Source organism: Kordiimonas sp. (genome assembly GCF_048264555.1).
In the GTDB taxonomy this organism is placed as follows: Bacteria; Pseudomonadota; Alphaproteobacteria; order Sphingomonadales; family Kordiimonadaceae; genus Kordiimonas.
In genome coordinates this window covers 147,186-170,761 of record NZ_JBLXCX010000002.1, presented here as the reverse complement: position 1 = coordinate 170,761, position 23,576 = coordinate 147,186, and the positions used below count along the sequence as shown (strand labels likewise).

Sequence of the window (23,576 nt, the reverse complement as noted above, 5' to 3'; positions counted from 1 at the left end):
TTAGCTATCCGCAATCATATGTTCGCTGGAGAGCCGTTTCGATGTCAGCATAAGGCAAAGCAACGTTCCCGCAAGCCCGGCGAGCATCGCGGAGATGGTCACCTGCACATTCACCACACCATCAAAGAATATGCTGCTTAAACTTTCCATATCTGAGAAGATTGGCAGATAGTTCACAAACTCCGGCAGCTTGCTCTCCCCGTATATTTTTGAGTAACCCACAAAAACAGGCACGATCATCATCATGGACATATAGGTCTGCCCTTCCTTGAAGCTTTTGGCGTGGATACTAACGGCCATTTGCAGGGACGCGACGAACATACAGAGCGTAAGCACCTGAAGGCCGGCAACAATAATGCCTGTGGCTGACACCTTGAGCGCAAACGGTAACAAGTCGGGCGGTAGCAACGTAATGGTCACGAGGTTGAGAGTTGCGGTTGCAACCGTCCCAACGAGACCAAAGGTAGCAACCATTGCCCATTTCCCAACGGTTAGGGACATGCCGCTGATCGGCTGCGCCATCAGCGTCGCCAGGCTTTGTTTTTCACGCTCGCCCGCAAGCGCATCAAGTGCCACGCTTAGGCCAACAACAAAAGGAGCAAGGGCAAAGATCAGCATCAACATGTTGCCCATTACTTTATTGATAAAGCTGGTTTTTGAGATGTCTGCCAGCGAAAGCGAGATCGGGGACAACAACCCAACCGGCACGCCCCTGCTGACCACACGCATGCCTGCAATATGATTGCCGTATGACAATATGGCGCTGCGGATATCTCTCCCCCTATCTGTGGATACCCTCGAAGTCTCATCCACATAGAGCACAGCCTCAGCCTGCCTGCCTTGCTTTATCGAGGCATTATAGTCTGCGCCCAGAATCAGGAAGGCATCCGCGTTACCCGGAATCTGCTCTGGCACAGCTGTCTCTTCATCCGATGCATCGACGATCGAATATCCTTCGCGTTCAAGGTAAGCGACAAGGCCCGGAGCTTGCGCCATGCCATGAATAGCGACGGTTGATTTAACGTCATCGCCCCGCTCGTCTGACATCAGGAAGAAGAGAAACGCAAACATGAGAGGAACACCAAGCACATAGGACAAGATGGCAACCAACGCGCGTTTGTCGCGGGTCATATCCCGCATCTCCTTGCGGTATACTGTTAGGATCTGAGCGGTCATGCGATTGCCCTCCCTTGAGTTTGATTGGTGCTGGTATGTGCCTCGGTAAGGTGCACAAACGCTTCTTCGAGGTTTGGCTGTCCACTCTCAGTGATAAGCTCCTTCGGTGTACCGACCGCACAAAGCTCACCGGCCGCTATCATCACCACTTGGTCAGATAGTATTTCAACCTCCGCCATCACATGGGATGATAGTAAAACACAGTGTCCTTGCGCCTTGAGCTGCAGCAGTGTCTCCCGAAGCAGACGTATTGCCATGACATCGAGACCACGGGTTGGTTCATCGAGGACAACGTTCTGTGGCTGATGAACGATAGCGCCCGCGAGAGCAACCTTCATCCGCTGACCTTGACTGAAACCAAGGGTGCGTCTGTCCAGAATGTCTGCCATATGAAGCTGTTCGGCCACCCGCTCCACGGCCTCATCACGCGCTTTGCCGTACAAGCCATGCAACTCCGCAAAATATCCAATATGCTCGCGTGTCGTCAGCCGGGTATATAGACCGAACTGATCAGGGAAAATGCCCAGCCTGCACTGTGCTTTCAGTGGTTCTTGTGCCACATCTATACCGTCCACATGAATGCTGCCCGTTGCGGGCTTCATCAATCCTGAAACAGCGCGCAACGTTGTGGATTTTCCCGAACCATTGGCGCCCAACAGGGTGGTAATCACGCCGTCACCCGCCTCAAAGCTTAGGTCTCGTACGGCGACAACATCACCAAAGTTTTTTGCAATATTCTCTACTTTAATCATCTCAGCCCCCTAGTTCACTGCGCCATTGAGGCCGGTTGCGAACGGCAACCGTTTCAAATGGTCAAAACATGAAGTGTCCAAGGCGGATACATCCGTATGGTCCATAAAATCAGCCATCACCTTTGGCATGCAGGCGACATAGCTTGTGTTGTGACCAGTGCCCGGCACCACGATATGCCTGCCGTTCGGAAAGCCTTTGACAAAATGCTCACCCATGCTTGGCGGTGTTATCGGGTCAAGGTCGCCAGAGAGCACAAGCGCTGGCACATCTCCGCCAATCGGTTCAAACGCATCATCTGCAGGAGCACCGCTGTTCCAGCCCTGGCATCCAGCCTTCCAGAACTGATAGTAGGTATCGCCAGCAAAACTTCGCCCGCTTTGGGTTTCAATTTCTTCGACATTGGCGCGGTCAATCTCATCCCCACAGAGGATCGAGAACGTCGCGCCCAAGAACATGCTGTCGGACACTGCGGTCCCCCCGAGAAGCGCCGAGATCAACGGCTTCAGGTTTCCGTCCGCGGCAGCATTGATCGTGAAGGGGATATAGGTGGTTTGATCTGCCGTGTAGAAGGATGACCTGAGCGCTTCAACCACAATGCCGTAGCCAAGGATGAAATCCATATCTTCACCACTAACCGGATCTGGGCCTGTATAACGCAGTTCTCCACCCTTTGCCTGTGTAATAAGGTCATCGAGTTGCGCCTCAAGCTCAGGGTATGCAGCCGCACAGGATGAGTTCTGCCCACAGTCTTCGATTATCTTCTGCACCGCGCGTTCCGCACTCGCCGCTGCCGTTTCAAATAAGGAAACGTCGGGCGGAAGCACACCGTCCACTATGATGCTGCGCACATGCTCTGGGTATCTTTTCAGATACAAGGCGACCGTTCTGGTGCCATATGACCCACCCCAAAGGTTAAGCTGCTCATAGCCAAGACGTTGGCGTATTTCATCTGTATCCCTGACCACGTTTTCCATCGTTATCGCGGCCACGTTCGCTGGTGTCTCATCCATGCAGTTGCGTGCAAGCGCCGTAAAACGCTCAAGCGGATATGGCATCTCGTCGCTCTCACAGCGAATGCCGTATGACTGTCCTGTACCTCGTTGATCAATCAACAAGATATCCCGCTTTGCCCTGATATGCTGAAAAGCCAAACGAACCAACGGCCCATAATCACCGGCCGCCTGCCCCGGGCCACCTGCAAACACCACAAACGGGTCTTTTTCTGGCGAACCGGCCTTTGCGGGCAGGCGTGTAACATGAATGTTCACCCGAGGCCCGTCTGGGATGGCGTAGTTTTCTGGCAGGCTGATGTCGGTGCAAGCCAGTCTTTCCTTCAGCCCCCGCACGTAACATGGTTTGAATTCAGGCGTTTCCTCCGCTTGCACGCAACCCTCTTGCACCGCAATCGGCGCACACAGCGTGCAAGCTACTATTGTCGCAACTCGGATTATTTTTTTCACAGTCATCTCCTTAAGAACCGAAGCTCATAAACCTTCAGTCACATTGAGGAGAAAAACCTTACAGATTTATTTTAGGGCCAGGTGAAAACTGGCATAAACCTACGACCCGTTTACATCCGCCGCTTTTCTTCCATGCCCTCCAGCACCTGATCTTTGAGGCGCCCACCCAATTCGTTCAGGTGATCAAATTCGTGCTCAAATGTACCTATTCCCTGCGTAACTGACCGTAGTTCGATAATCAGGTCCTGCATCTCAGAGGCTGGCATCTGCGCTTCAATTTGGTCCCAACCAGGCCAGCCATCACGGGCGTCAAAGCCCATGATCTGCCCTCGGCGGCTTGTGATCATGCCATTGATTTTAGCCATATAACTGCTGGGTGCCATCACGCGCACATGCTCGATTGGTTCAAGAAGGATCGGCTCACAGCCCGGAAGCGCATCCGCCATCGCCATACGCCCTGCGGTTTTGAAAGCCATGTCGGAGCTGTCCACGTTATGATATTGGCCGTCCTGCAAGGTGACGGACACATCAACGACAGGAAACCCGAGCGGCCCTTGTTTCAGATACTCCTTAACGCCGGCCTCAACGCTAGGGATATATTGTTTGGGGATAGACCCACCGTGAATTTTCTCAGAAAACTCAAAGCCCTGCCCCAACCCTTTTGGCCGGACCTCGATTACCACATCACCAAACTGGCCATGGCCGCCACTTTGTTTTTTGTATCGTGTATGCTGAACCTTCGACCGCCTGATCGTTTCCTTGTAGGGTACTTGCGGGAACTTGAAAGTGACACCAACACCGTATTTGTCGCTCAGACGGGCCTTGGCGGCTCTCATATGAATTTCGCCCTGCCCCCACAACAGTAGCTGGCCAGTATCTTCCCGGTGTTCAACCTCAAGAGATGGGTCCTCTTCCACCAAACGGCTGAGCGCATCCGATAGTTTAGCTTCGTCTTTGCGGTCATGCACCGTTATCGCTTGCGCATAGACAGGATGGAGTTTCTGCGGATGCGGGGCAGTCGGCGCTCCAAGCGTGTCACCTGTAACGATGCCGTCCAGACGCGGAATGGCAATGACGTCCCCCACCTCTGCTTTCGACGCTTTCTTTATATCCGTTCCATCAACACCAAACAGGCCACTCACCTTGGTGCCGTCAATGGTCATGCCGTCTGATAAACCCTCGCTCAACACACGCGCGAAAGAAAGCTTGCCCATGTGAGGAAGGTATTTGGTTTTAAGAACATAGGCTGCGGCTCCTGAGACTTTTTTTGGCAACATACGGCTTGCGGCCAGTTCAAACCCAGGCATCTCATGACGTAGTGCCTTCATCAAACGCCTGAGCCCAAATGAGTTGCTAGCGCTCCCCATAAGCACTGGCATGATGCGGCCCTCTTTCAGGTCTTTGGCCAGGTCGGTGAATATCTCCTCAGCCTGTGGATCAATGTCTTCCAGAAGCTCTTCCATAAGGTCATCATGAAAGTCAGCGAGGCGCTCCATCATCTCAAAACGCTCATCTTTTACCTGCTCAACATATGTGGCTGCAGTTTCCGTAATCTCACGGCTGCCATCTGCGCCATAAGAGTAGGCCCGGCGGGAAGCAAGGTCGACAAACCCACTGATCTCCCCCTTCTCCCTGATCGGTACGTGGCGGAGAATGGACGGAAGTGCACTCACCTCATCTAGCGCCTTTGCAATATCCCTTATGTGCACGTTGCTATGATCAATTTTGTTGATGAAAAGGAGATGCGGGATGCCTTCTGCTTCAAGCTCATGCAGAAGCGGGGTCAGAGACTGGATTTTATCTGGCTCCGGATCGGCTATGACAACAGCCACATCCGCCGCATGGACTGCGAACCTCGTTTCCTGCAACAACTCGATAGAGCCTGGGCAGTCGAGAAAAATATAGCGGTCACCCAAATATTCCGCACTCGCTACATTCACGTCCACGCCCATAGATAGTGCTTTCGCCTCAATGCTATCATCACCAAAAACCCGCTCACCATTTGCACGGCGGCGGGTTGTATTTGTCATATAAAGAATATTTTCAAGAAGTGTGGTTTTACCACTTGAATAAGGGCCCACGAGCGCAACCACCCGCGGGCTTTTCTGAGTGCCATTGGTCATTATGTCCTCCGTCCCAGGATTCAACCGTCTATGGCGAAGCAATGCTCCGTCGGTTCAGGACACAGGCATGTAGAATGAGCGGACGAAGATGGTACCAGAGCACCCGCCATTTGCCAAAATTCGTCAGGCACGTCTAATACACAGCCTAAACGTCGTTGTTTTCCTTCATGTTTTTATTGGGCAGAATCCGCCCTTTCTATCGCCAGGAAGTCAAATGCGCTTATGTGAGTCGCGATAGGCCATATCACCAGCATTGCTATTTTTGCAGTGCAACATTATCTAAGAGGCAACTTCGCTGAACTGATTGGTAGACAATAATGCTTAAGCTCCCCCCTGTTGAAATTGTTGAAGTTGGTGCTCGTGACGGCCTGCAAAACGAGAAGGTCCTCTTCACGACAGAGCAAAAGCACAAACTGATTACGCGTGCGATGGATGCAGGGTTGAAGCGGCTGGAGGTAGCCAGTTTCGTCCACCCCAAGCTCGTTCCGCAGATGGCGGACGCCGAAGCGGTCGTCGAGAGCCTGCCGGACATCAAGGGTGTGGAGTATGTTGGGTTAGTTCTGAACAAACGTGGGTACCTGCGCGCGTTGGCAACGCGAGAGGGCAACAAGCGGGGCGTGGATGAAGTGGGTTGTGTGGTGACGGCCTCAAACACTTTTGGTGAAAAAAACCAGGGTCAAACCCGCGAAGAATCCATCTTGGTTGCTAAAGAGATCATCAAACTTGCAAAACGTGACGGGCTTCAGGCCCAAGTCACCGTTTCAACTGCATTTGGCTGCCCGTTTGAAGGTGAGGTTTCCAAACAGACCGTGGTTGATATAGTGAAAGCACTCGCTGATGCCGAACCACGGGAAATTGCCATTGCGGACACGATCGGCGTCGCCACCCCAAGAGACGTGACAGAACTCGTAGGCCTGATCAGGGCTGCTGTGCCGGGTATCACTCTCCGGGCCCATTTCCACAACACCCGAAATACAGGCATCGCTAATGCCTGGGCGGCATATGAAGCTGGTGTACACATTCTTGATAGCTCTATCGCTGGGCTCGGCGGTTGCCCCTTCGCGCCCAGAGCAACGGGCAACATTGGGACAGAAGACCTTCTCTACTTGCTTGATCGTTCAGGCGTCGAGACGGGCGTGGATCTTGATAAAGCTATTGAACTGGGCGAATGGGTGGGGACTGTGCTTGGTCGTTCCGTCCCCGCTATGGTCACCCATGCTGGCGGGTTTCCGCAGCCCAACAACGCCAGCTAAACATAAAGATGCGGAAGACCGTACTGGGGCGCGATCTTCCGCAATCTTTAATGTCATCCGCCTTACTTCGCTTGCGCGACGAGCCGATCTTGATCTGCTTCCAGTGATGCGAGAGCATTCACCGTCAGGTCGTTTGAGCTGATATCGGCCGCACGGCTGTAGTCAGCGTAGGCTGCGTCATAGCTTCCCTGCGCTTTATACACATTTCCGCGGTTTACGTAGGCGCGCCAAAAATGGCGGTCTTCACCGATGGCTTTACTGCAGTGTTTCTCCGCCTCAGCAAGCTCGCCTAGCGCATACTCAACAGCACAGAGGTTGGACAAGGCGGGCACAAGGCGCTCTGTGCCAAGGTCTGCCCTCACGGCACGACGAAGGTGTTTTGCCGCCACCTCCAGATTGCCTTGACGCAGCGACTCCATGCCACGCTCGAGGTTACCGTTTTCACTTAAATATAGTGTTTTGGTTGCTTGTGCTTCTGCAACACCTGAAATAGCCACCAGAAGGCCCGCTACCGCTACTGCTTTTGAAATCTTGAACATTTTTGTCTCCTCGCGTTCTTCACGCCTCTATCGGTTGTGATCCCGCTTCATTCGTGTTGGGGATAGAGCCTATATTGGAATACGTATCTGGATAGTAATTGACAAAATATGCAGCTTAGGTATTCATAATTGAATTGCTGATGGAAGGACCTGCGATGTTGGACTGGGAAGACCTCAAATATTTCTTAGCAATGGCTGAGCACGGCAGCCTATCGGCGGCCGCCCGCAAGCTGAACGTAAGCCAACCCACTTTGTCTCGGCGCCTGACCGCGCTTGAAGAAAACATCGGTGCCGAGCTGTTCGCGCGAACAAGAACCGGACTAGAAATGACCCTGCTTGGCGAACAAATGCGCCATCATGCCCGGCATATGCAGGATGATGTTCATGCGATCGAGCGGCTGGTAACCGGCCACGACAGCAGCCTTTCTGGTAGTGTGATGATCTCCTGCATTGAAGCTGTGGGTGCAGTTTGGCTTATAAAGAACCTTAAGCCTTTCAGCGAACAGTACCCGGGCATTACCGTCGACGTAAAAGTGGATAACGCCGTATCAGACCTGTTGCGGCGCGAAGCAGATATTGCGCTTAGGATGTTCCGCCCCGTGCAAAATGACCTCGTTGCCAAACGCACGGTAACGATGAATTACGGCTATTACGCGAGCAAAAAATATCTCGCAGCACGTGGTGTTCCCCAAAGTCTCTCTGAACTTAAGGATCATAATTTCATCCTGCCGCATGATGAAATCCTCACTCACACAAAAACGGATCCGCGCAAAATATATGCGCTGTCCCGCTCTGCCGCGTTCCGCTCAAACAGCATGATGGCGCTTGCGACGGCCGTGAAGGAAGGCTTTGGCATTGGTGCTTATAGCTGTGTAATGGCCGCTGAGGAGCCTGATCTTATTAGGCTTTTTGATGATCTCGTGGTCTTCAGTACAGACATCTGGCTTGTAAGCCACGCTGAACTCCGCCGCAGTGCACGCATCAGGGCAATGTTTGACTTTCTGGGCGATATGCTTGTGGCCAACGCTGACACATTCAGCGGGCGTATCACCGCATCCGCCGCCTAGTTGGCGTTAAGCGGCACTGCCTAGCCAATTGATGGGTTTGGTTTGCACATGCGCGTGATAACTGCGCCAGCATGAGTCTACATGCGCCGTTTGAAACGGCAGGTTTTCTGGCGGGATTAAGCTCCAAACCAAATCCCCGGTCTGATTGCAGGGGAAGATGAGGTCTGCAACGCGCGTATGCCATGGCTCGCTATCGCCAAAATCATCAAAAAAATCCCATGCGATAAGCTTGCCCTCACGAAGCCCTATGCTTTGTTGGCATTGTCCCAGAATATCTTCCACAACTTCGCTTAGCTCTGCCTGCTCCCTTAGGTTTCCAAGCAAACAAAACCTCTCGGTTCCATCACGATCCCGCAAAAGAAAACCGCGTGAGTTCGGCAGATAATAATATTCGGTATAGTCAAATGTACCGTGAATTTCGCGCATCAACTCCACAGTGTCGTAACGGCCAAGGCTATGATTGCCAGAAACCTGCAATGCTTTAGTGAGCGGCTCAAGTTTATCGGCCATATATTCTTTGTGCAGCTCTCCCATCATAGATTTGATTTTTGTAAGTGCTGCTGGGTCATTCTTTGAGACAAACCTATCGATCAAACCGTTATTGAAGGCAGCGATTGTCGCCTCATCGCTCATCTGCCCGGTAAGAAGAATAGTTTTCACCCCGAGATTTTTTATCTCTGCGCAGAATTCCAACCCGCTTTTCGAAGGCATTACCTGATCAACGATCACCACGGAGATCATCTCGAACCGAGAGCCCGACATGGCGAGCTGCCGCAACCTGGAAGATTTCAGAAGAAGAAGATGGTCCCCCGCTTCGGCGCCTGCACCTTCTGCCCTACTGCCGTAGTGAGCAAAGATATCAAAGGTAGCATCGACAATCTCCTGCGCATGCGTCAGGCACTTCAACGCGCAAGTCGGTGAGGAGTATCCGAGTATAGCGGCTTCCTGGCCCAAAACAGCTTTGAGCGACGCCAAAAAATCCTCGTCATCATCGAGCAGAAGCGCTGTACATGGATGATAAACAGGAATTTCCGGATAATAGTATGGTCCGATCATGCTGCCTCCCCCGCAGGTAACCAGATTCTAAACTCGGTGTATTCACCGGCTTCGGAATTGCACTCTAGTGCGCCACCAAAACTATCTATAACACGCTTGCAAAAAGCAAGCCCGAGACCAGCACCACCTTGGGTGTTGGAATAGAACCGATCAAAGATTTTGGCCCTAGTCTCCGCCGCGATACCTCGCCCTGTATCTCTAACGCACATAGCATTTTTGCCCTCTATTCGAGAAAAATATATCTCTATGTGTCCTTTCTCGGCCGCAGCAATCGCTTCAAACGCATTTTTTAGCAGGTTCATCACGACGTGGGACATCAACAAACCATCACCCCAGAAGGTAAAATCTTCATGTTCACGCACACGGACAATCTTCTTCTCCCGCTCTGTCATTGGGTAACGGGCAAACACATCCTCCAGCACCGCCTTCATCGACTGATGGGTAAAGCCTCGGCTGTCGAACGTCTCGTCACGCACATTAAGAAGCAGACACTCCACCATATGAGAAGCCTTCAAAACATGCCTGTTCACGCGAGAGCTGATTTCATCGCAATGCTTGGAGTTGTCGGTTCCGTCCGCGAATCCTGCCTCTTTACACAGCCGGGAAAAATTTTCGAGCTCCAGACGAATACCCAATAAGGGGGTCCGCAGTTCATGGGCAATTGACCCCGCAAGGGCGACAGCTCGTTTTTGATTGTGGTGAATGGTCCATTCTTCTGCAAACTTGAGGATAAGCCCACCCCCAAACGCAAATAAAATCACCGGAATTGTCTCGTAAAGTGCGTACAGCTCAAGGGGGTTATGGGGCAGGAGAAGGTAGCTGGTCACAGCGGCTATGCAGCCCAGCAAAAACATCACAAAAAAATTGCTGATCTCAACCGCAACAGCGAGGTAGAGCATACCGCAGATCAAGGACCCCAACCAAATGCCCGACGCGTTATTCTGCAGAAACATATAACAAAAGAAAAAGGGCAAACAGATAGTCAGCGTGAGGTAGGAGAGCGTTTGAAATGCGCGGGACCGGTCGTCCAGAAGACGATCTGCAACCAGCCACAGGACAAGAACGCCAACGCACAGCGCTCGCAACATTGCATTCTCGTATCCCTGGGGAAAAACGTCCTGCCATATAAAATAGTATAGCGGGAAGCCACCCAGCCCCACTATGGCACCAGCCCGCATCTTTGAGCGCGTCAGCTCAAAGTTGGCCGCAAATTTCTGAAACACCCCTATTTCCATTTATACGCCATCTTCCATGGAATTTAGGCTAAAATGCTACCTATGTGTGTAAAAATACATATCTAACATAAAACTGCTCAACGTCCAACAATGAGGAAACACCAGATGGCAAATTCGGTAACATGTGAACTGAGCCAAACGACGCCCCCGCTCTGCCCACGGGAACCTGATTTCATAACCCAGATCACTGAGGCTGAGCTTACTGACCCTCAAAACAAACATTGGGGACGAGCGGTTTTAACCAACAGCCGACCGCTACAGGCTGCAGTTCATATGCAATCCAACGATTATTTGGCCATCGCCGGTGACGCACGCATATCAAGCGCAAAGGCCAACGCGCTATGCAGGATGGGCCACGGCGACGCTATCTCCCGGGTGTTTTCACATGCAAAGGAAGATGCACATCGGTTGTTTGAGTACAAAATTGCCTCGCTTACACAAGCAGAAGACGCGGTGCTCGTCATGTCGGGTTACACGGCCAACACTGGCCTCGTACAAGCATTCTCAACGCCGGAAACACCGATCTATATCGACATAATGGCACACGCCTCCCTTTGGGAAGGCATCCTGTGCGCGAGAGCAAAACCCCGACCTTTCAGGCATAATGACGTTGACGACTTGCGGAGAAAAATTAAACGCTACGGCCCGGGGCTTGTCGTTGTTGACTCTCTCTACAGTACAAATGGCAACATGTGTCCGCTGGCGGACCTCGTTGATGTCGCAGAAGATGGAGGATGCGCCATTGTCGTTGATGAAACCCATTCCTTTGGCTGCCATGGCCCCAGAGGCGGCGGAATGGCCGTAGCGCTTGGGCTTGCGGACCGAATTCATTTCCGCACAGTCGGCCTTTCAAAAGCCGTGGCGGCGCGTGGCGGGGTGGTTCTCGGCTCTGCACGAAACATGGAATATTTTCGGTATGAGGCCCGACCGATGATATTCAGCACATCGGTTTTGGGTTACGAAGTGGCAGGTTTCAACGCTGCCCTCAACATAATCGGCGCAGAAGATTGGCGTAGAAGCAGGCTTCACGCCAACCATCGCTATTTGCGCACCGGCTTGCTCGCTCTTGGTTACGATGTCACGGAAAGCGATAGCCAGATTATTTCCATCATTACCGGCACGCTTGAGAACACCGTCGCATTTCGCACTTTTCTTGACCAGAGGGGCGTTCTAGGTTCAGTGTTCTGCCCGCCAGCAACGCCGCAAAACCGCATGCTATTACGGCTTACCGTCAACGCCAGCCTTAAAGCGCATGAACTAGCGCAGGTACTCGAAGTTTGTGCTGAAGCGCGGGACACGCTTGATATGAAGGATTGGCCGACCTTGCTTTGAGGACTAGCTGGCTTTTTTCTTGTTGCGGTAATGCACATGCACTTCGCTGCCATTACCATGATAGGTAAGTGTGTCGAAACAGCTCTTGGCCATGGTTATACCGCGGCCATGCTTCTTCTCATGGCCAATGCTCCCCTCTGTGAAGACTGAATAGTCAAAACCGTCACCCGGATCTTGCACAACCACATAGAGATCCTCCTCTTTCCGCTCGAAGGAGACGGCAACATAGTTGCTTTGGAATTCAGGCAGCCCCCTCCGCCGCAAAATCTCTTCGTTTAATGTACCTTGCTCGATCAACCCACCCTTCTCTTGGTGGCCAATACCAAGGCATCCGTGCTCAATAGCGTTAACGAAAAGCTCCATAAGCCCGATCGACACACCCACAGGGTCGGAAGTGGAAGCGGCAAGTTTAGTCGCGACCTTTTTTGCTTCTCGGCGGGATTGAAATTCAAACCGACCATCGGATGCACTCGAACTTAGCGCAGCAAAATCAGGTGCACGGTGAATAGCAACGGCGGTGAGGTCATCTGGCAGAGCGCCCGGCACCCGGATGTAGAACTGCTCCAATAGCCTTTCGACTAGTGTTATGCGCGCACCTTCACGTTCACATTCCACCACAAAATCAACAAGGCCGTCCTCGCCCATAAAATCTCCGCTGCTATTCGGTGCCTCCGTTAAAACATCGGAATAGCAAAACAGGCTCTCACCCATCTCCAGTTTGTCATACCGGTTCTCATATTCGGGTTTACGTAAGATCGCCACGGGCAAGCCAGAACTATCAAGCAAGCGGACATCACCGTCCGGTGAGAGGATCATCGGCCTCGGCGCGCCTGCACCGGCGTACACAAGTTCGTTAGTCTTGAAGTTGAGGACCGCGTAGAACATCGTTGCAAACTGTCCCAGCGGAAAATTGGGCTGCAAGGCCGTATTCAGCACGGTGAGGAAGGTGGCCGGGTCCTCTCGTGCCGCCTCAAACCGTGCCATGGTGGCGTGCACGCGAAAGGTATTAAGCGCCGCGCCAACACCGTGTCCCGCGATATCAAGAACATAAATACCCACCCGATCATCCGAGATAGGCCAACAGCCCCAGAGGTCTCCGCCCAGTTCAAACGAAGCCTTATAAAAGGCCTCAATCGTGCCGCCGCTGAAATCTTCAAGCTTGGAGATGGTTTTAGGGTCAGGCAGCAGAGAATGTTGCATCTCGCGCGCCATAGACAGTTCCGCCTGAATGCGGCTTTGAAAAGCGCTCAAACTATTGATCAAAAACTTGTTTTCGAGATGCATGCACACCCGCGCAAGCAGTTCGGGCTGATTGATGGGCTTGGAGACAAAATCTGTCGCGCCGGACGCGAATACTTCAACCCGTTCTTCCGGTGTCTCCGACGCAGACTGCACAAGGATTGGCAGATGCTCCGTTTTTGGATCACTTCGCAAAGCCCGGCATACTTCGTAGCCGGAGACCCGCGGCATGTTCAGGTCCAGCACCACAAGATCGGGGATTTCGTGCGTAATCATCTCCAGCGCCTCAGCGCCATCAGCTGCGTAATCGATTCTGCTAAACCCACCACGCTTCAGGCAATTGCCAATCATGGTGCGCATGAGCGGCATATCATCAACCACAAGGATATGAGCCGCGCTTACTTCATCAGCAACGTCCGATACACGTCCGGGGATATGGATGCCGTCTTTTGAAGCCATTGTTTGGCGTGCTCGTGCAGCTAGCCTTCCAGAAGATCAGAAAGCTTGGTTAGCTTGAGCATGCTCGCCACATGTCCTTGAGCGCCAGATACTGAAAGTTTCCAGCCGCCGGTATCAGCCTGCTCTTTCGCGATAAGGAACATGCCAAGGCCCGCGGAATCGACCATTTCAACGGCTGAAAGGTCAAATACACAGGCCTGAATATTTTTCTCGGACAAGTCCTTCAGAAGCTGACGAAATGCCACATTCTCCGAGAAGGTAATGTCGCCATTGAAGATAACCCGTGCGGTGCCGTCGTCGCGGCTTTCGATGCGGTATTCCATGTTCGCTCCCCTACATACAAGGCTAGAGTTGTTGGCATACTTACAGCTTGAGATACGGAGTTATAATATTCAACCTACGCTCAACCACAAGCAATTTACCTGAAACTACAACTATTTAGTTAAGCTATTTTTAATCCGCTACTTTAAGCTACACGCTTTTTGCAGTCTTTGATGATGACAGCTGCTGCGTTATGACCCGGCACCCCGGTAACCCCACCGCCCGGGTGAGCGCCAGAGCCACAAAGGTAGAGGCCTTTCACCGGCATCCTGTGATCGGCATGCCCCAACATTGGACGCGCAGAAAACAACTGGTTTGGCGTTAGCTGCCCATGGAAAATATCGCCATCAATCAGGCCAAACTTGCGCTCCAGATCAAGCGGCGAATGAATCTGTCGGGCGATGATGCTTTTCTTGAAATTTGGTGCATATTTATTCACCGTATCAATCACGCAGTCTGCTGCCTGCTCGCGGCAGTCATCCCATGATTTTCCGTCAGGCAATGTCGGCGCAAAATGCTGGCAAAACAGGCTGGCTACATGTTTGCCCGCAGGGGCGAGGCTATCATCCAAAGTGCTCGGAATAAGCATCTCCACAACAGGCTCTTTCGACCAGCCATAAAGCTGAGCATCCAGATAAGCACGCTCAAGATAGTCAACGCTTGGGCCAATCACGATGCCTGAGGAGTGGTGCTCTGCCTGTCCTTCTGCGGGTTTACAAGTAAACTGCGGCAACTCATCCAGTGCCACATTCATCCGGAATGTTGCTGAACCGCTCTTTAATCCGCGGACACGACGCAAAAAATCATCGGGCACAACGCCTGGGTCAACAAGCTCTCCAAACAACAGTTTTGGTGCGACGTTGGATACCACAACCCGGGCTTCGATCTTCGTGCCGTCCTCCAGCACAACACCGCTTGCTTTACCGTCGGTAGTTATAACTTCCGAGACAGCCGCACCGGTCCTGATCTCAACACCCGCCCGTTCCGCTGCTTTCCGCATTGCAGAGGTAATAGCCCCCATGCCGCCAACAGCGTGGCCCCACATGCCTTTTTTGCCGTTTACCTCCCCGAAGCAGTGATGGAGCAAGACATAGGCGGTGCCGAGTGACTTGGGGCCAGCATAGGCGCCAACAATGCCATCAAACGCATAAGCCGCCTTGATGACATCACTCTCGAAATAACGGTCAAGCAGGTCACCACAGGACTGTGTTGCCATATCCAGAAGCAAGCGTTGCGCCTCAATCGGCTTTTTAAGCGCGGAAAGACCCAGCACCCCCGCTTTTAATATGTCCGACAATCCACCACCTGCATTGGGCGGCGACTTCAAGAGAAGTGCCCGCAACTCGTCGGCTACCGCCTCAATGTCCGCCTCATAACGCTCAAGCGCTGCGGCATCCTTCTCGGAGAATTTGGCAAACTCCCGGCGCTTTTCTGCGCCGTCCACCGGAAACATAAGATACTGACTGTCATTTAGCGGAAAGAAGTTGGATGCGGCCCGTTCGCGCACCTCAAGACCATGCCGATGCAGATCAAGGTCCGCGATAATTTTGGGATTGAGAAGGCTCACGGTATAGGATGCCGTTGAGTTCCTGAAGCCCGGGTGAAACTCTTCGGTGACTGCGGCACCGCCGACAATATCCCGACGCTCCAGAATGAGGGTTTTAAGGCCCGCCTTCGCCAGATAGTAGCCACACGTCAGGCCGTTATGACCGCCCCCTACAATTACTGCATCATACATAAACAAACTCCCCCAAGGGCTTTAAGCACCTTCATATTTTGTTCGGCATGTTGCAGCATCTTCGCTTCACAAGCCAGATTCAATTCGATACAAGCGTATCAAAGTCGGATAATCAGAAGACGCTGGCACCCGAGAAAGAGGCTCCCAATGAAAACCGTTTTTGTTATGATCAAATGCGAGCTTGGCCGCACCTATGATGTGGCCGCCCACCTTGCCGACAATGTCCCGGAGGTAAGAAGCGTTTATTCGACCTCCGGTAACTATGACCTCCTGGCACAGTTCCAGCTGTCCCCCGAACAAGAGATCGGGCGCTTTATTACCCAGACAGTGCAAGTCGCGCCGGGCGTGAAAGATACCTATACGATTATTGGCCTTAACGCCTTCACAGACGACAAAAACATGGCTGGCCCCGATGACATCTAGGGCTGTCACATGACATTATTGAGACAGGAAAAGAGCGCCGTTTCCGGCGCTCTTTTTTGTTCCCTACTCGGATGACGAATAAACCCTTCGTCCATCCACATATGTCGCAATGACAGAGATGTCGCTGATCGCTGACGGGTCAATTTTGTATGGGTCCGCGTCTATCACGATAAAGTCGGCCCGCTTACCTACCTCGAGAGAGCCCCGAATATCTTCCTGCCCCATCAAATACGCCCCGCCCATAGTCAGGGCATGGATCATGTCGTCAACCGTTAGGGTCTCGGCTTCATTCCAGGTTTCTCCCTCGTTGGTGTAGGGGTCGCGGCGCAGCACGGCCACTTCCATGGAATCAAACGGGTCGCTTGTGGACACAGGCCAGTCGCTGCCCCAGACAAAGCGCGCGCCAGCATTCTTGAAACTGCGTGCAGGGTATAACCAGCGGTGTAGTTTTTCTGCCAAAAACGGTTCTGTCAGGTCTGTGATGTAGGCATCACGGTAGTGCCAGAGCGACTGCATGTCTGCGCTAACGCCTAAGGGCGCGAAACGAGCGATATCCTCTGGTTGCACGATCTCCAGATGTGCGATCTGGTGACGGCGAGCGCGCTCACCGTTGCTCTCCTTGGCAGCCTCCAGCGCATCAAGCGCCATTCGAACGGCCCGATCCCCGATCGCATGCATATGAACCTGAAAATCAGCGGCCTCGAGTGCGGTAACATATTTATCGAGCGCAGCCTCACTAAGGTTTGGCTCACCGCGATGATCCGGCCCAAGTGGCGCATCAATATAAGGCTCCAGCATGGCTGCGGTGTGGTTCTCGGGTACGCCATCCACAAATATTTTCACCGCCTCGGCGTCAATTCGCCCAGCCGCAGCATTCCGATAGGCTGCGCGACGTTTCTCAAGACGAGCGACTGCACCAAGGGCATTTTCTTCCGTAATGTTGGAGGTAACCATCTCATCGGCCGCCAGCAACGAAATACGCACCCGTTGAGGCAAATCCTTATCAGGTGCAGCTTCGAGATAGGCCTTCTCGTTCACATCGTTCATGATGGCGGCATCAATCGTTGCCGTGATACCGTTTTTGAGCTGATACGCAATACCCGCACGCAGGTTCTTGCTTACTTCCGCAAGGCTCGGTTGCGGTATATAGGCGGCAAAAAGCCCCATCGCGGCTTCCCTGAACGTACCTGTCGGATTTCCAGCCTCATCGCGTTCAATACGGCCATTCTCCGGGTCCTCGGTGTCCGCCGTCACGCCTGCAAGCTCAAGCATCGCGGTGTTCGCCCAACCGTTATGCCCGTCAGCGGCGGTGAGAAAAACTGGGCGATCACTTACAATTTCATCCAGCATCTCTTTGGAGGGATTGGCCTCAGGGAACAGGCTCAACTCCCACCCTGCACCAACAATCACCGGCATATCGGGATGCGCATCCGCATAGGCTTTCACTGTGGACAGAACAGCCTCTGCCGATGTCAAGCCAGCAAGGCCCAAACCAAGTATGGTGCCACCGCCATCAGGCAGGTGCGCATGGCTATCAGTGAATCCGGGGAATATTACCCGCCCCTTCATATCACGCTGTTCAGTTTTGGGCCCTATATAGCCCGCCACACCTGAGACATCGCCAACATACACGATAGTGCCTGACCGTACCGCCATCGCTTCTGCTACGCGGTTTTCCCCATCAACCGTATAAAATGTGCCGCCTGTCAGCACATAATCTGCTGGTAATTCAGCTGAAAAAACAGTCGATGACGACAGCGCCATCGCAAGCGATGCACCACAAGTTAGAATACGGTTCATGGTTTCCCTCCCCAATAATGTGATCACATTTTCAGCAATGGTGACAAAGAATTCACGCACAATCAAGTCCGATCTGCATGAACCATGCAGTTACGATATCTCTTAATTTCCCATTAAGTGATCACATCAAGAGCTCTGAGCGCCACCTTGGCTGGTCAACATGGTATCTCGCGCGGCCTCGCCAACCTGAAGTCGGCGAAAGATGACCAACAACCACGCAAAAAGCACAACCATCACGGCGCAGCCAACAAACAGAGGCAACTCATGCTGGGCCACGTAAAGTAACCCAACGATTAGCGGCCCAACGGACCGACCAAGTGCCTGCATGGACTGAAAAACCCCCATCGTCAGCCCTCGTCCAAGCTTTCCGCTATGATAGGAGCCTACCGCCAGCACGCTGGTATTATAAATGCCAGTACCCGCACTTATAAAACCCAAGCCAACAAACACCCCCAGTGTACTCATGGATAGCGCGATAACGGCAAGGCCGACCCCCATCATGCTCACCCCTGCGAGAGCAAGCCTCTCTTCGCCAAAACGCCGCGCCAAGCGGCCAACCAGTCCACCCTGAACCACAATCAAAACCACGCCGAAATACGAGAACATGATACCGAGGTCTTTTGGCCCCCACCCAAGCCGCGCGTTCATAAGATAGGACATGATGGCTTCCATCATCGAAAGCGCTAACGTGAAAAAGCACATTGCGACAGCAAGCTGCATGAGGGCGGGTTTTGCGCTGACCTTCAAGAAAGCCGCAATGCGCCCCGTGTGCGTTTCAGGCGCACCATCGCTCTCGCGATGTAATGTCTCCTTGAACCAAATGGCGACAATGCAGGCTCCGGCCAGGCAAGCCAGTGCCGAAACAGCTGCGGGCGCCGTTATATCTGCCGCCTCAGCGCTAACACCGCTTAATATAGCCCCGATCGCAGGGCCAATCGTGAAAGCCAGGCCAACACCAGCCCCCATGATGCCCATGCCCTTTGCTCGCCCTTCGCGCCCGGTGATATCGGTCACTGCCGCGTATAAAACGGCGGAATTTCCGGCGCAGGCGCCAGCGAGCACGAGGCTCATGTGCATATGGAGCACACTGTCTGCCCAGAAGGCGATAAAGCCGTACGCACAGGCTGCCAAAATCAACCCACCGATCAAAACTGGCTTTCGCCCCCACCGGTCGGAGACCTTGCCCCAATAGGGACCTGTCAGGAACTGCGCAAAACTGTAGCTCGCCAATATTGGCGTGGCCCAAGCTTCGCTGGCACCCAGGTTTTTGAGAACAAACATGATGGAAGGCAGCAACATCGCGAAGCTACCCATCACCACAAAAATTACCAGAAAAAGAATGGGCATAGGTGTCCTTACCGTTCACAAGCGGGGACACCTGACCATACCCGTGGGTATGGCTCAAGATATTTCAGAAAATGCGAAACCTAATATTAGTTCTGAGGCGGGTCGTCTTCTTCGCTCTTTGGCTCTTCTTCGTCCGCACCCTCCTCCTTTTTCTCATCAGGAGTTTCAGCGCGGCCTTCTTCAATCAGGGCCTTCCGGGCCTTTTCCATCTCTGCGCGTTTCTTTGCAAGTTCTTCGCGCTGTTTTTCCTTATCCGCCTGCGCCTGTATCTTCTCCTCGGCCTCAAGCTTCTGCCAGGTCACGATCAGGTCTTCCAGATATTGCACCAGGTTTGGGTCACGCACAGCCAGCTTTTTGGCTTTGTTTGCCTGAGTTATGGCAGACGACCGGAAGCCCGATAGCGCCATTGCTTCCGCGAGGTCAGTCGCGATAATTGCAGATTCGGGAATGATCGCCTCTGCACGCTTTAGTGAATTCGCAGCTTCCCGTCCTTCACCGAGCTCAAGGTAAACCCGGCCAAGCATGGCGTGGACCTGAGCGTCTTCAACACCTGCATTCTCTAGCTTCAAAAGATCCGCCTTCGCCAAATCGAACTGCTGGGTTGCAAGGTATGCAAGGGCACGGTTCTTGAGCGCGGATTGGTAATCCGGCTTGCTGTTTAGGGCCGCAGTATATTCTTCGATCGCTGCTGCTGTGTTGCGTTCACGGAAGCGAAGAGCGCCTATAAAGTTCCGCCCTACCGCGCTCTCGGGCTCGAGCGCCAAAATCCGGTTTGCGGTTTCTTCAGCACCCGCTAGGTCACCACTTTCCATCTGGATATTGGCGAGAAGGGACAAGCTCTCCACATCCGCTTCATCATCCGCGTAAAGAGAGCGAAGCTGGTTAATGGCGCCTTCGTTGTCGCCACTGATAAATTGCGTGAGGGCGAGTCGCTGACCGATAAGACCAATCAGTTCCTGGTCCTGCACTTCGCCCGACTGCGCCACAGCTTGTGCTTGCTCAATATATTTCCGTGCGTCAGCCACCTGCCCGGTTGAACCGTGTGCAGCAGCAGCCTGCAACAGACCTTCCAGGTCCTGACTTCCTTCGCCGATCAATGGCTCAAGAACCTTCAGTGCTTTTTTTGACTGGCCGCGCCGGGTAAGACACTCAGCGAGTGCGAGCCGGGTTACCCGGTCCGAAGGCACTCTATTTAAAAAGCGCTCCAGATATGGCTGCGCTGTTGAATATTTCCCAAGAGCAAAAGCCACATGCCCATAAACACGCGCAGCTGGTGGGAAAGCCCGTGTAAAATCCCCTGTCCTCAGCAACAGATACTCTGCTTCCTGAGGCTTGCCCTCGATTGCTAGCATGAGTGCACTATAATATTGCGCCATAGGGCTATTCGGCGTCAGAGCATAAACTGCATCCAACTGCTTCTGGGCTTGCTCCGTGTCACCTGACTCGATGAACAAGCTTATCAGCTCAAAATAGGCGAGCAGATTGGCATTATGCAGCTCGACAGCCTTCTGCAAATGCTCTTTGGCGTCCTCGATCCGACCCTGATACCGGGCAACGGAGCCGCGCACATAGCGGATAATCGGATCGTCCTCAACAAGAGTTGCCGCATCCGCGGCGTAGCGTTCGGCTTCAGCCAATTGCCCCTGATTCAGCGCCAGAAGTGCCAAACCAAGGTGTCCGCGAAAATCTTCCGGGTTTTCTTCAACGGCGTGCTGAAAATAGCTACGCGCGCCTTCAAGGTCTTGCTCTTCCTGCGCGATATCACCGCGAAGCAGCATGGCCTGATAGCGCTCTTCGCCCTCGAACTCAGCTTTTTCAAGCGTTTCTTTAGCCTCTGTGGCTTTCTGCTGCAGGAGATAGGCCCGCGCAAGCCTCAGGCTAATCTCCTCCTCTGGCGCCCCGGCCTCACGCGCTTTCTCGAGTGAAACTTCTGCCGCCACGCCGTCGAGCAAGGTCAGATATATATCGCTTTCTATCAGGAAATCCTTGCTGTCCGCTATCTCAAGCTCCACCTGGCCTTTGATGATATCAAGCGCCTGCTGGTATTCACCGTCGGCCGCCAACTTCTCAAGGGCGGCATCATCATAGCTCGCATAGTCGATTTTCTGTTGTTCTTGCTCCTCAGGGCTGCCGCCACATGCGGTCAGAAGCACACATCCAGCGAGAGCGACGGTTTTCGAAAATTTGGCCATGGTTCCCCCCGATAACTGATGCCGACAAATACAAAATACCTGCAAAACGTCATGCTAACACGAAAATTATTCATGTTCAGCATTATCACTCCGCCCCTTACCCAGCGTTCTAGTTTAGTGACAAGATGCTGATAATCCTGAGAAGCATTATCAAAAAGATTGCTTAAGTCATCAGAAAAAGTTAAGGGGATATGTACACAAAGCAAGGAATTTACTAAAATTTTATGTGAATATTCCGTTTATTTGAATTATGTGCAATGTTGTTGATCATGGGATTGAGGCGTTGAAGAACGAGGCATTGAATTGAGAGACCTCGTGGTTAGCTGTTAGCTTCTTGTTAAAAGCGACCGTGCTAACAAAGTGAGATATGCAGGAGATGCATCGGTTATGACTGGTAAGATGAAAAAAATACTGGCTGGTTTGAGTGTCGCGGCAGGTGTGCTTGGCGCAAGCTCTGGTGCGCAAGCAACATACAACTATAACTATTTCGATGTTATGGCTGACGCTGGCACATACGGCCCGATCTCACTTGGCGAAGACATCACGCTAGACGCTTGCGGCTCCACCTTTCACCGTGCCGATGGTAGCTCACAAAGCTACTCTCTCTGCGACCTCAGTAATCTCACGCAGTTCACCCTGACCTGGAAAGCTTGGCACGATAACCAGTGGACATACCTCGGGTCGTATTCCGGCTATTCTGCCGATGATGGTCTGTCGGTTAATGTGAACACAGGCGATGGCACGTTTTTCAGCGAAGTAGGCACCTATTACATCGGACTTTATGTCTATGTGAACAGCGACAAAAATATCGCGCTGCCATCGGGTAGTTATGGCGCCACCGGCAACGACAGCGACCTCGCGTATGACGGCTCAACTAACTATAGTTTCGACTGGTCAAGCAGTTTTGCAATTACTGAAGCAACCTCTGTTCCAGAACCTGCTGCTGCACTTTTGCTTTTACCTGGTATTGTTCTGATCGCACGCCGCGAACGTCGTCGAAAACGCCAGGCAGCGGCAACAGCCTAGCTTATAGGTTTGGTCACATTAAAGGATGAATATCGTGGCCCTTAAATTTTCCCGCTTTATCCCTGCAATTGGTATGCTTGCTTCGGTGTTGATGTCAAACACCGCTCAGGCCACCTACCCTAACGGTGATGCCGTCGCCGATGCTGGCACCTATTCGCCTATCGTGCTCGGGGAGAACATCACCCTGAACGCCTGTGGCTCCACATTCGCCGGGTATTCCATCTGCGACCTGCCAAGCACCAACAAGTTTGGCATTGAATGGTTCATTCTGAAAAAGAATGAACAATACAATTACGATGAATGGCTGAAGCAATATACTTTCCACCAAAGTCAGGTCGCCCCTAACTTGCAGATGACCCTGGCCACAGGGGAAGGTGCGGATGTATTTATCACGCCCGGCACTTATTTTGTTGGCCTGCACCTCATTTCATACGGTGACACAATTGCACTTCCCGGCGGCGGCTACGCCCAAGGTGGAGATAGCGACTGGAACTGGTCTGGCACCTTCACGGTGTCTGAAGGTGGTGGATCGCCTGTGACCCCACCATCCAGCGTACCTGAGCCCATGAGCGCGCTACTGCTCATCCCGGGCCTCGCATTTATCGCACGCAGGTCGAGGCGCAAAACCGCACCAGCGCTTTAGATACAAAAAACGGGGCTCTTCGCCCCGTTTTCTTTTAGTTCCGTTCCGTCTGTGGCTTATGCTTCAGACATGATCTGAATTTTCGCCTGCGCAAAAAACTCTTCTAGGTGCTTCTCGATACGGTGCTCTGAAAGATCAAGGCCCTTTGCCTCAATGTCCTTCATCACTTTACGGAGCACGTCCGCATCACCGTCTTCTTCCAGGTCTGCCTTCACAACAGACGCCGCATAATCCTTTACCTCTTCACCTGCGAGGCCGAGCTCACCCGCAAGCCACTCCCCGAAAAGGCGGTTCCGGCGCGCCCGCGCCTTGAACATCATGGCCTCATCGTGGGCAAATTTATCTTCAAACGCTTTTTCGCGGCCGTCAAAAGTTGTCATGACTTTACTTCCTC

The 23,576-nt window shown here is 52.7% G+C and carries 20 protein-coding genes; 6 read left to right on the top strand and 14 right to left on the bottom strand.

The window, feature by feature from the left end; genetic code table 11:
• The 4 genes from ACN0XZ_RS05910 to ACN0XZ_RS05895 form a co-directional block, all read right to left on the bottom strand.
• The gene (locus ACN0XZ_RS05910) at positions 1 to 1,176 is read right to left on the bottom strand and encodes an ABC transporter permease (protein WP_417456806.1); all 1,176 of its coding nucleotides are present in this window, start codon (positions 1,174 to 1,176) and stop codon (positions 1 to 3) included.
• Positions 1,173 to 1,928, bottom strand: coding sequence for an ATP-binding cassette domain-containing protein (locus ACN0XZ_RS05905; protein ID WP_417456805.1), 756 nt, complete (start codon positions 1,926 to 1,928; stop codon positions 1,173 to 1,175). The genes ACN0XZ_RS05910 and ACN0XZ_RS05905 overlap by 4 nt, the downstream gene beginning before the upstream one ends.
• Before the next feature lie 9 nt (positions 1,929 to 1,937).
• The gene (locus ACN0XZ_RS05900) at positions 1,938 to 3,389 is read right to left on the bottom strand and encodes an alpha/beta fold hydrolase (RefSeq protein ID WP_417456804.1); all 1,452 of its coding nucleotides are present in this window, start codon (positions 3,387 to 3,389) and stop codon (positions 1,938 to 1,940) included.
• A gap of 110 nt (positions 3,390 to 3,499) precedes the next feature.
• Positions 3,500 to 5,512, bottom strand: coding sequence for an elongation factor G (locus tag ACN0XZ_RS05895; RefSeq protein ID WP_417456803.1), 2,013 nt, complete (start codon positions 5,510 to 5,512; stop codon positions 3,500 to 3,502).
• Between the two features lie 317 nt (positions 5,513 to 5,829).
• Here ACN0XZ_RS05895 and ACN0XZ_RS05890 point away from each other — a divergent pair, with 317 nt between their 5' ends.
• Positions 5,830 to 6,765 (top strand): hydroxymethylglutaryl-CoA lyase, encoded by a 936-nt coding sequence (locus tag ACN0XZ_RS05890; protein ID WP_417456802.1) that lies wholly within the window; start codon positions 5,830 to 5,832, stop codon positions 6,763 to 6,765.
• A 62-nt stretch (positions 6,766 to 6,827) separates the two neighbouring features.
• On the opposite strand, the gene ACN0XZ_RS05885 is transcribed toward ACN0XZ_RS05890, so the two are convergent.
• Positions 6,828 to 7,304, bottom strand: coding sequence for a hypothetical protein (locus tag ACN0XZ_RS05885; RefSeq protein ID WP_417456801.1), 477 nt, complete (start codon positions 7,302 to 7,304; stop codon positions 6,828 to 6,830).
• A 155-nt stretch (positions 7,305 to 7,459) separates the two neighbouring features.
• Here ACN0XZ_RS05885 and ACN0XZ_RS05880 point away from each other — a divergent pair, with 155 nt between their 5' ends.
• A complete protein-coding gene (locus tag ACN0XZ_RS05880; RefSeq protein WP_417456800.1) occupies positions 7,460 to 8,371 on the top strand; it encodes a LysR family transcriptional regulator in 912 nt (303 codons plus the stop codon).
• Positions 8,372 to 8,377: 6 nt separating this feature from the next.
• Here the strand turns inward: ACN0XZ_RS05880 and ACN0XZ_RS05875 are convergent, their stop codons facing one another.
• Both ACN0XZ_RS05875 and ACN0XZ_RS05870 read right to left on the bottom strand, forming a co-directional pair.
• Complete coding sequence (locus ACN0XZ_RS05875; RefSeq protein ID WP_417456799.1) at positions 8,378 to 9,427, bottom strand: hypothetical protein; 1,050 nt, start codon at positions 9,425 to 9,427, stop codon at positions 8,378 to 8,380.
• Positions 9,424 to 10,587: a sensor histidine kinase gene (locus ACN0XZ_RS05870; protein ID WP_417456798.1), complete on the bottom strand. Its 1,164-nt coding sequence runs from the start codon at positions 10,585 to 10,587 to the stop codon at positions 9,424 to 9,426. The genes ACN0XZ_RS05875 and ACN0XZ_RS05870 overlap by 4 nt, the downstream gene beginning before the upstream one ends.
• Before the next feature lie 180 nt (positions 10,588 to 10,767).
• Between ACN0XZ_RS05870 and cqsA the strand changes: the two genes are divergently transcribed.
• Entirely contained in the window at positions 10,768 to 11,994 is a 1,227-nt protein-coding gene (cqsA, locus tag ACN0XZ_RS05865; RefSeq protein WP_417456797.1) for an alpha-hydroxyketone-type quorum-sensing autoinducer synthase, read from the top strand.
• A 3-nt stretch (positions 11,995 to 11,997) separates the two neighbouring features.
• On the opposite strand, the gene ACN0XZ_RS05860 is transcribed toward cqsA, so the two are convergent.
• The 3 genes from ACN0XZ_RS05860 to ACN0XZ_RS05850 all read right to left on the bottom strand — a co-directional run bounded on the left by ACN0XZ_RS05860 (position 11,998) and on the right by ACN0XZ_RS05850 (position 15,751).
• The gene (locus tag ACN0XZ_RS05860) at positions 11,998 to 13,692 is read right to left on the bottom strand and encodes an ATP-binding SpoIIE family protein phosphatase (protein WP_417456796.1); all 1,695 of its coding nucleotides are present in this window, start codon (positions 13,690 to 13,692) and stop codon (positions 11,998 to 12,000) included.
• Between the two features lie 20 nt (positions 13,693 to 13,712).
• On the bottom strand, positions 13,713 to 14,015 hold the full coding sequence (locus tag ACN0XZ_RS05855; protein ID WP_417456795.1) for an STAS domain-containing protein: 303 nt from the start codon (positions 14,013 to 14,015) through the stop codon (positions 13,713 to 13,715).
• A 143-nt stretch (positions 14,016 to 14,158) separates the two neighbouring features.
• A complete protein-coding gene (locus tag ACN0XZ_RS05850; RefSeq protein WP_417456794.1) occupies positions 14,159 to 15,751 on the bottom strand; it encodes a phytoene desaturase family protein in 1,593 nt (530 codons plus the stop codon).
• A 147-nt stretch (positions 15,752 to 15,898) separates the two neighbouring features.
• On the opposite strand from ACN0XZ_RS05850, the gene ACN0XZ_RS05845 reads away from it, so the two are divergent.
• Positions 15,899 to 16,174 (top strand): Lrp/AsnC family transcriptional regulator, encoded by a 276-nt coding sequence (locus ACN0XZ_RS05845; protein ID WP_417456793.1) that lies wholly within the window; start codon positions 15,899 to 15,901, stop codon positions 16,172 to 16,174.
• 63 nt (positions 16,175 to 16,237) lie between these two features.
• Here the strand turns inward: ACN0XZ_RS05845 and ACN0XZ_RS05840 are convergent, their stop codons facing one another.
• From ACN0XZ_RS05840 to ACN0XZ_RS05830, 3 genes are all read right to left on the bottom strand, one after another.
• Complete coding sequence (locus tag ACN0XZ_RS05840; protein WP_417456792.1) at positions 16,238 to 17,974, bottom strand: amidohydrolase; 1,737 nt, start codon at positions 17,972 to 17,974, stop codon at positions 16,238 to 16,240.
• A 126-nt stretch (positions 17,975 to 18,100) separates the two neighbouring features.
• A complete protein-coding gene (locus tag ACN0XZ_RS05835) occupies positions 18,101 to 19,321 on the bottom strand; it encodes an MFS transporter (RefSeq protein WP_417456791.1) in 1,221 nt (406 codons plus the stop codon).
• 86 nt (positions 19,322 to 19,407) lie between these two features.
• On the bottom strand, positions 19,408 to 21,513 hold the full coding sequence (locus ACN0XZ_RS05830; protein ID WP_417456790.1) for a tetratricopeptide repeat protein: 2,106 nt from the start codon (positions 21,511 to 21,513) through the stop codon (positions 19,408 to 19,410).
• A gap of 387 nt (positions 21,514 to 21,900) precedes the next feature.
• Here ACN0XZ_RS05830 and ACN0XZ_RS05825 point away from each other — a divergent pair, with 387 nt between their 5' ends.
• The gene (locus ACN0XZ_RS05825) at positions 21,901 to 22,539 is read left to right on the top strand and encodes a hypothetical protein (RefSeq protein WP_417456789.1); all 639 of its coding nucleotides are present in this window, start codon (positions 21,901 to 21,903) and stop codon (positions 22,537 to 22,539) included.
• A 34-nt stretch (positions 22,540 to 22,573) separates the two neighbouring features.
• Positions 22,574 to 23,182 carry a hypothetical protein gene (locus tag ACN0XZ_RS05820; RefSeq protein WP_417456788.1) on the top strand — a complete coding sequence of 203 codons (609 nt, stop codon included), beginning with the start codon at positions 22,574 to 22,576 and terminating at the stop codon, positions 23,180 to 23,182.
• Positions 23,183 to 23,238: 56 nt separating this feature from the next.
• Here the strand turns inward: ACN0XZ_RS05820 and ACN0XZ_RS05815 are convergent, their stop codons facing one another.
• A complete protein-coding gene (locus ACN0XZ_RS05815) occupies positions 23,239 to 23,562 on the bottom strand; it encodes a DUF1476 domain-containing protein (protein ID WP_417456787.1) in 324 nt (107 codons plus the stop codon).
• Positions 23,563 to 23,576 lie beyond the last annotated feature (14 nt).

Excerpts from the sequence above, each read along its gene's own strand:
- ACN0XZ_RS05910 (WP_417456806.1), bottom strand. The coding sequence starts at position 1,176 with ATGACCGCTCAGATCCTAACAGTATACCGCAAGGAGATGCGGGATATG.
- ACN0XZ_RS05890 (WP_417456802.1), top strand. The coding sequence starts at position 5,830 with ATGCTTAAGCTCCCCCCTGTTGAAATTGTTGAAGTTGGTGCTCGTGAC.
- ACN0XZ_RS05880 (WP_417456800.1), top strand. The coding sequence starts at position 7,460 with ATGTTGGACTGGGAAGACCTCAAATATTTCTTAGCAATGGCTGAGCAC.
- ACN0XZ_RS05815 (WP_417456787.1), bottom strand. The coding sequence starts at position 23,562 with ATGACAACTTTTGACGGCCGCGAAAAAGCGTTTGAAGATAAATTTGCC.
- ACN0XZ_RS05850 (WP_417456794.1), bottom strand. The coding sequence starts at position 15,751 with ATGTATGATGCAGTAATTGTAGGGGGCGGTCATAACGGCCTGACGTGT.
- ACN0XZ_RS05905 (WP_417456805.1), bottom strand. The coding sequence starts at position 1,928 with ATGATTAAAGTAGAGAATATTGCAAAAAACTTTGGTGATGTTGTCGCC.
- ACN0XZ_RS05860 (WP_417456796.1), bottom strand. The coding sequence starts at position 13,692 with ATGGCTTCAAAAGACGGCATCCATATCCCCGGACGTGTATCGGACGTT.
- ACN0XZ_RS05840 (WP_417456792.1), bottom strand. The coding sequence starts at position 17,974 with ATGAACCGTATTCTAACTTGTGGTGCATCGCTTGCGATGGCGCTGTCG.
- ACN0XZ_RS05845 (WP_417456793.1), top strand. The coding sequence starts at position 15,899 with ATGAAAACCGTTTTTGTTATGATCAAATGCGAGCTTGGCCGCACCTAT.
- ACN0XZ_RS05855 (WP_417456795.1), bottom strand. The coding sequence starts at position 14,015 with ATGGAATACCGCATCGAAAGCCGCGACGACGGCACCGCACGGGTTATC.
- ACN0XZ_RS05885 (WP_417456801.1), bottom strand. The coding sequence starts at position 7,304 with ATGTTCAAGATTTCAAAAGCAGTAGCGGTAGCGGGCCTTCTGGTGGCT.
- ACN0XZ_RS05830 (WP_417456790.1), bottom strand. The coding sequence starts at position 21,513 with ATGGCCAAATTTTCGAAAACCGTCGCTCTCGCTGGATGTGTGCTTCTG.
- cqsA (WP_417456797.1), top strand. The coding sequence starts at position 10,768 with ATGGCAAATTCGGTAACATGTGAACTGAGCCAAACGACGCCCCCGCTC.
- ACN0XZ_RS05835 (WP_417456791.1), bottom strand. The coding sequence starts at position 19,321 with ATGCCCATTCTTTTTCTGGTAATTTTTGTGGTGATGGGTAGCTTCGCG.
- ACN0XZ_RS05875 (WP_417456799.1), bottom strand. The coding sequence starts at position 9,427 with ATGATCGGACCATACTATTATCCGGAAATTCCTGTTTATCATCCATGT.
- ACN0XZ_RS05895 (WP_417456803.1), bottom strand. The coding sequence starts at position 5,512 with ATGACCAATGGCACTCAGAAAAGCCCGCGGGTGGTTGCGCTCGTGGGC.
- ACN0XZ_RS05825 (WP_417456789.1), top strand. The coding sequence starts at position 21,901 with ATGACTGGTAAGATGAAAAAAATACTGGCTGGTTTGAGTGTCGCGGCA.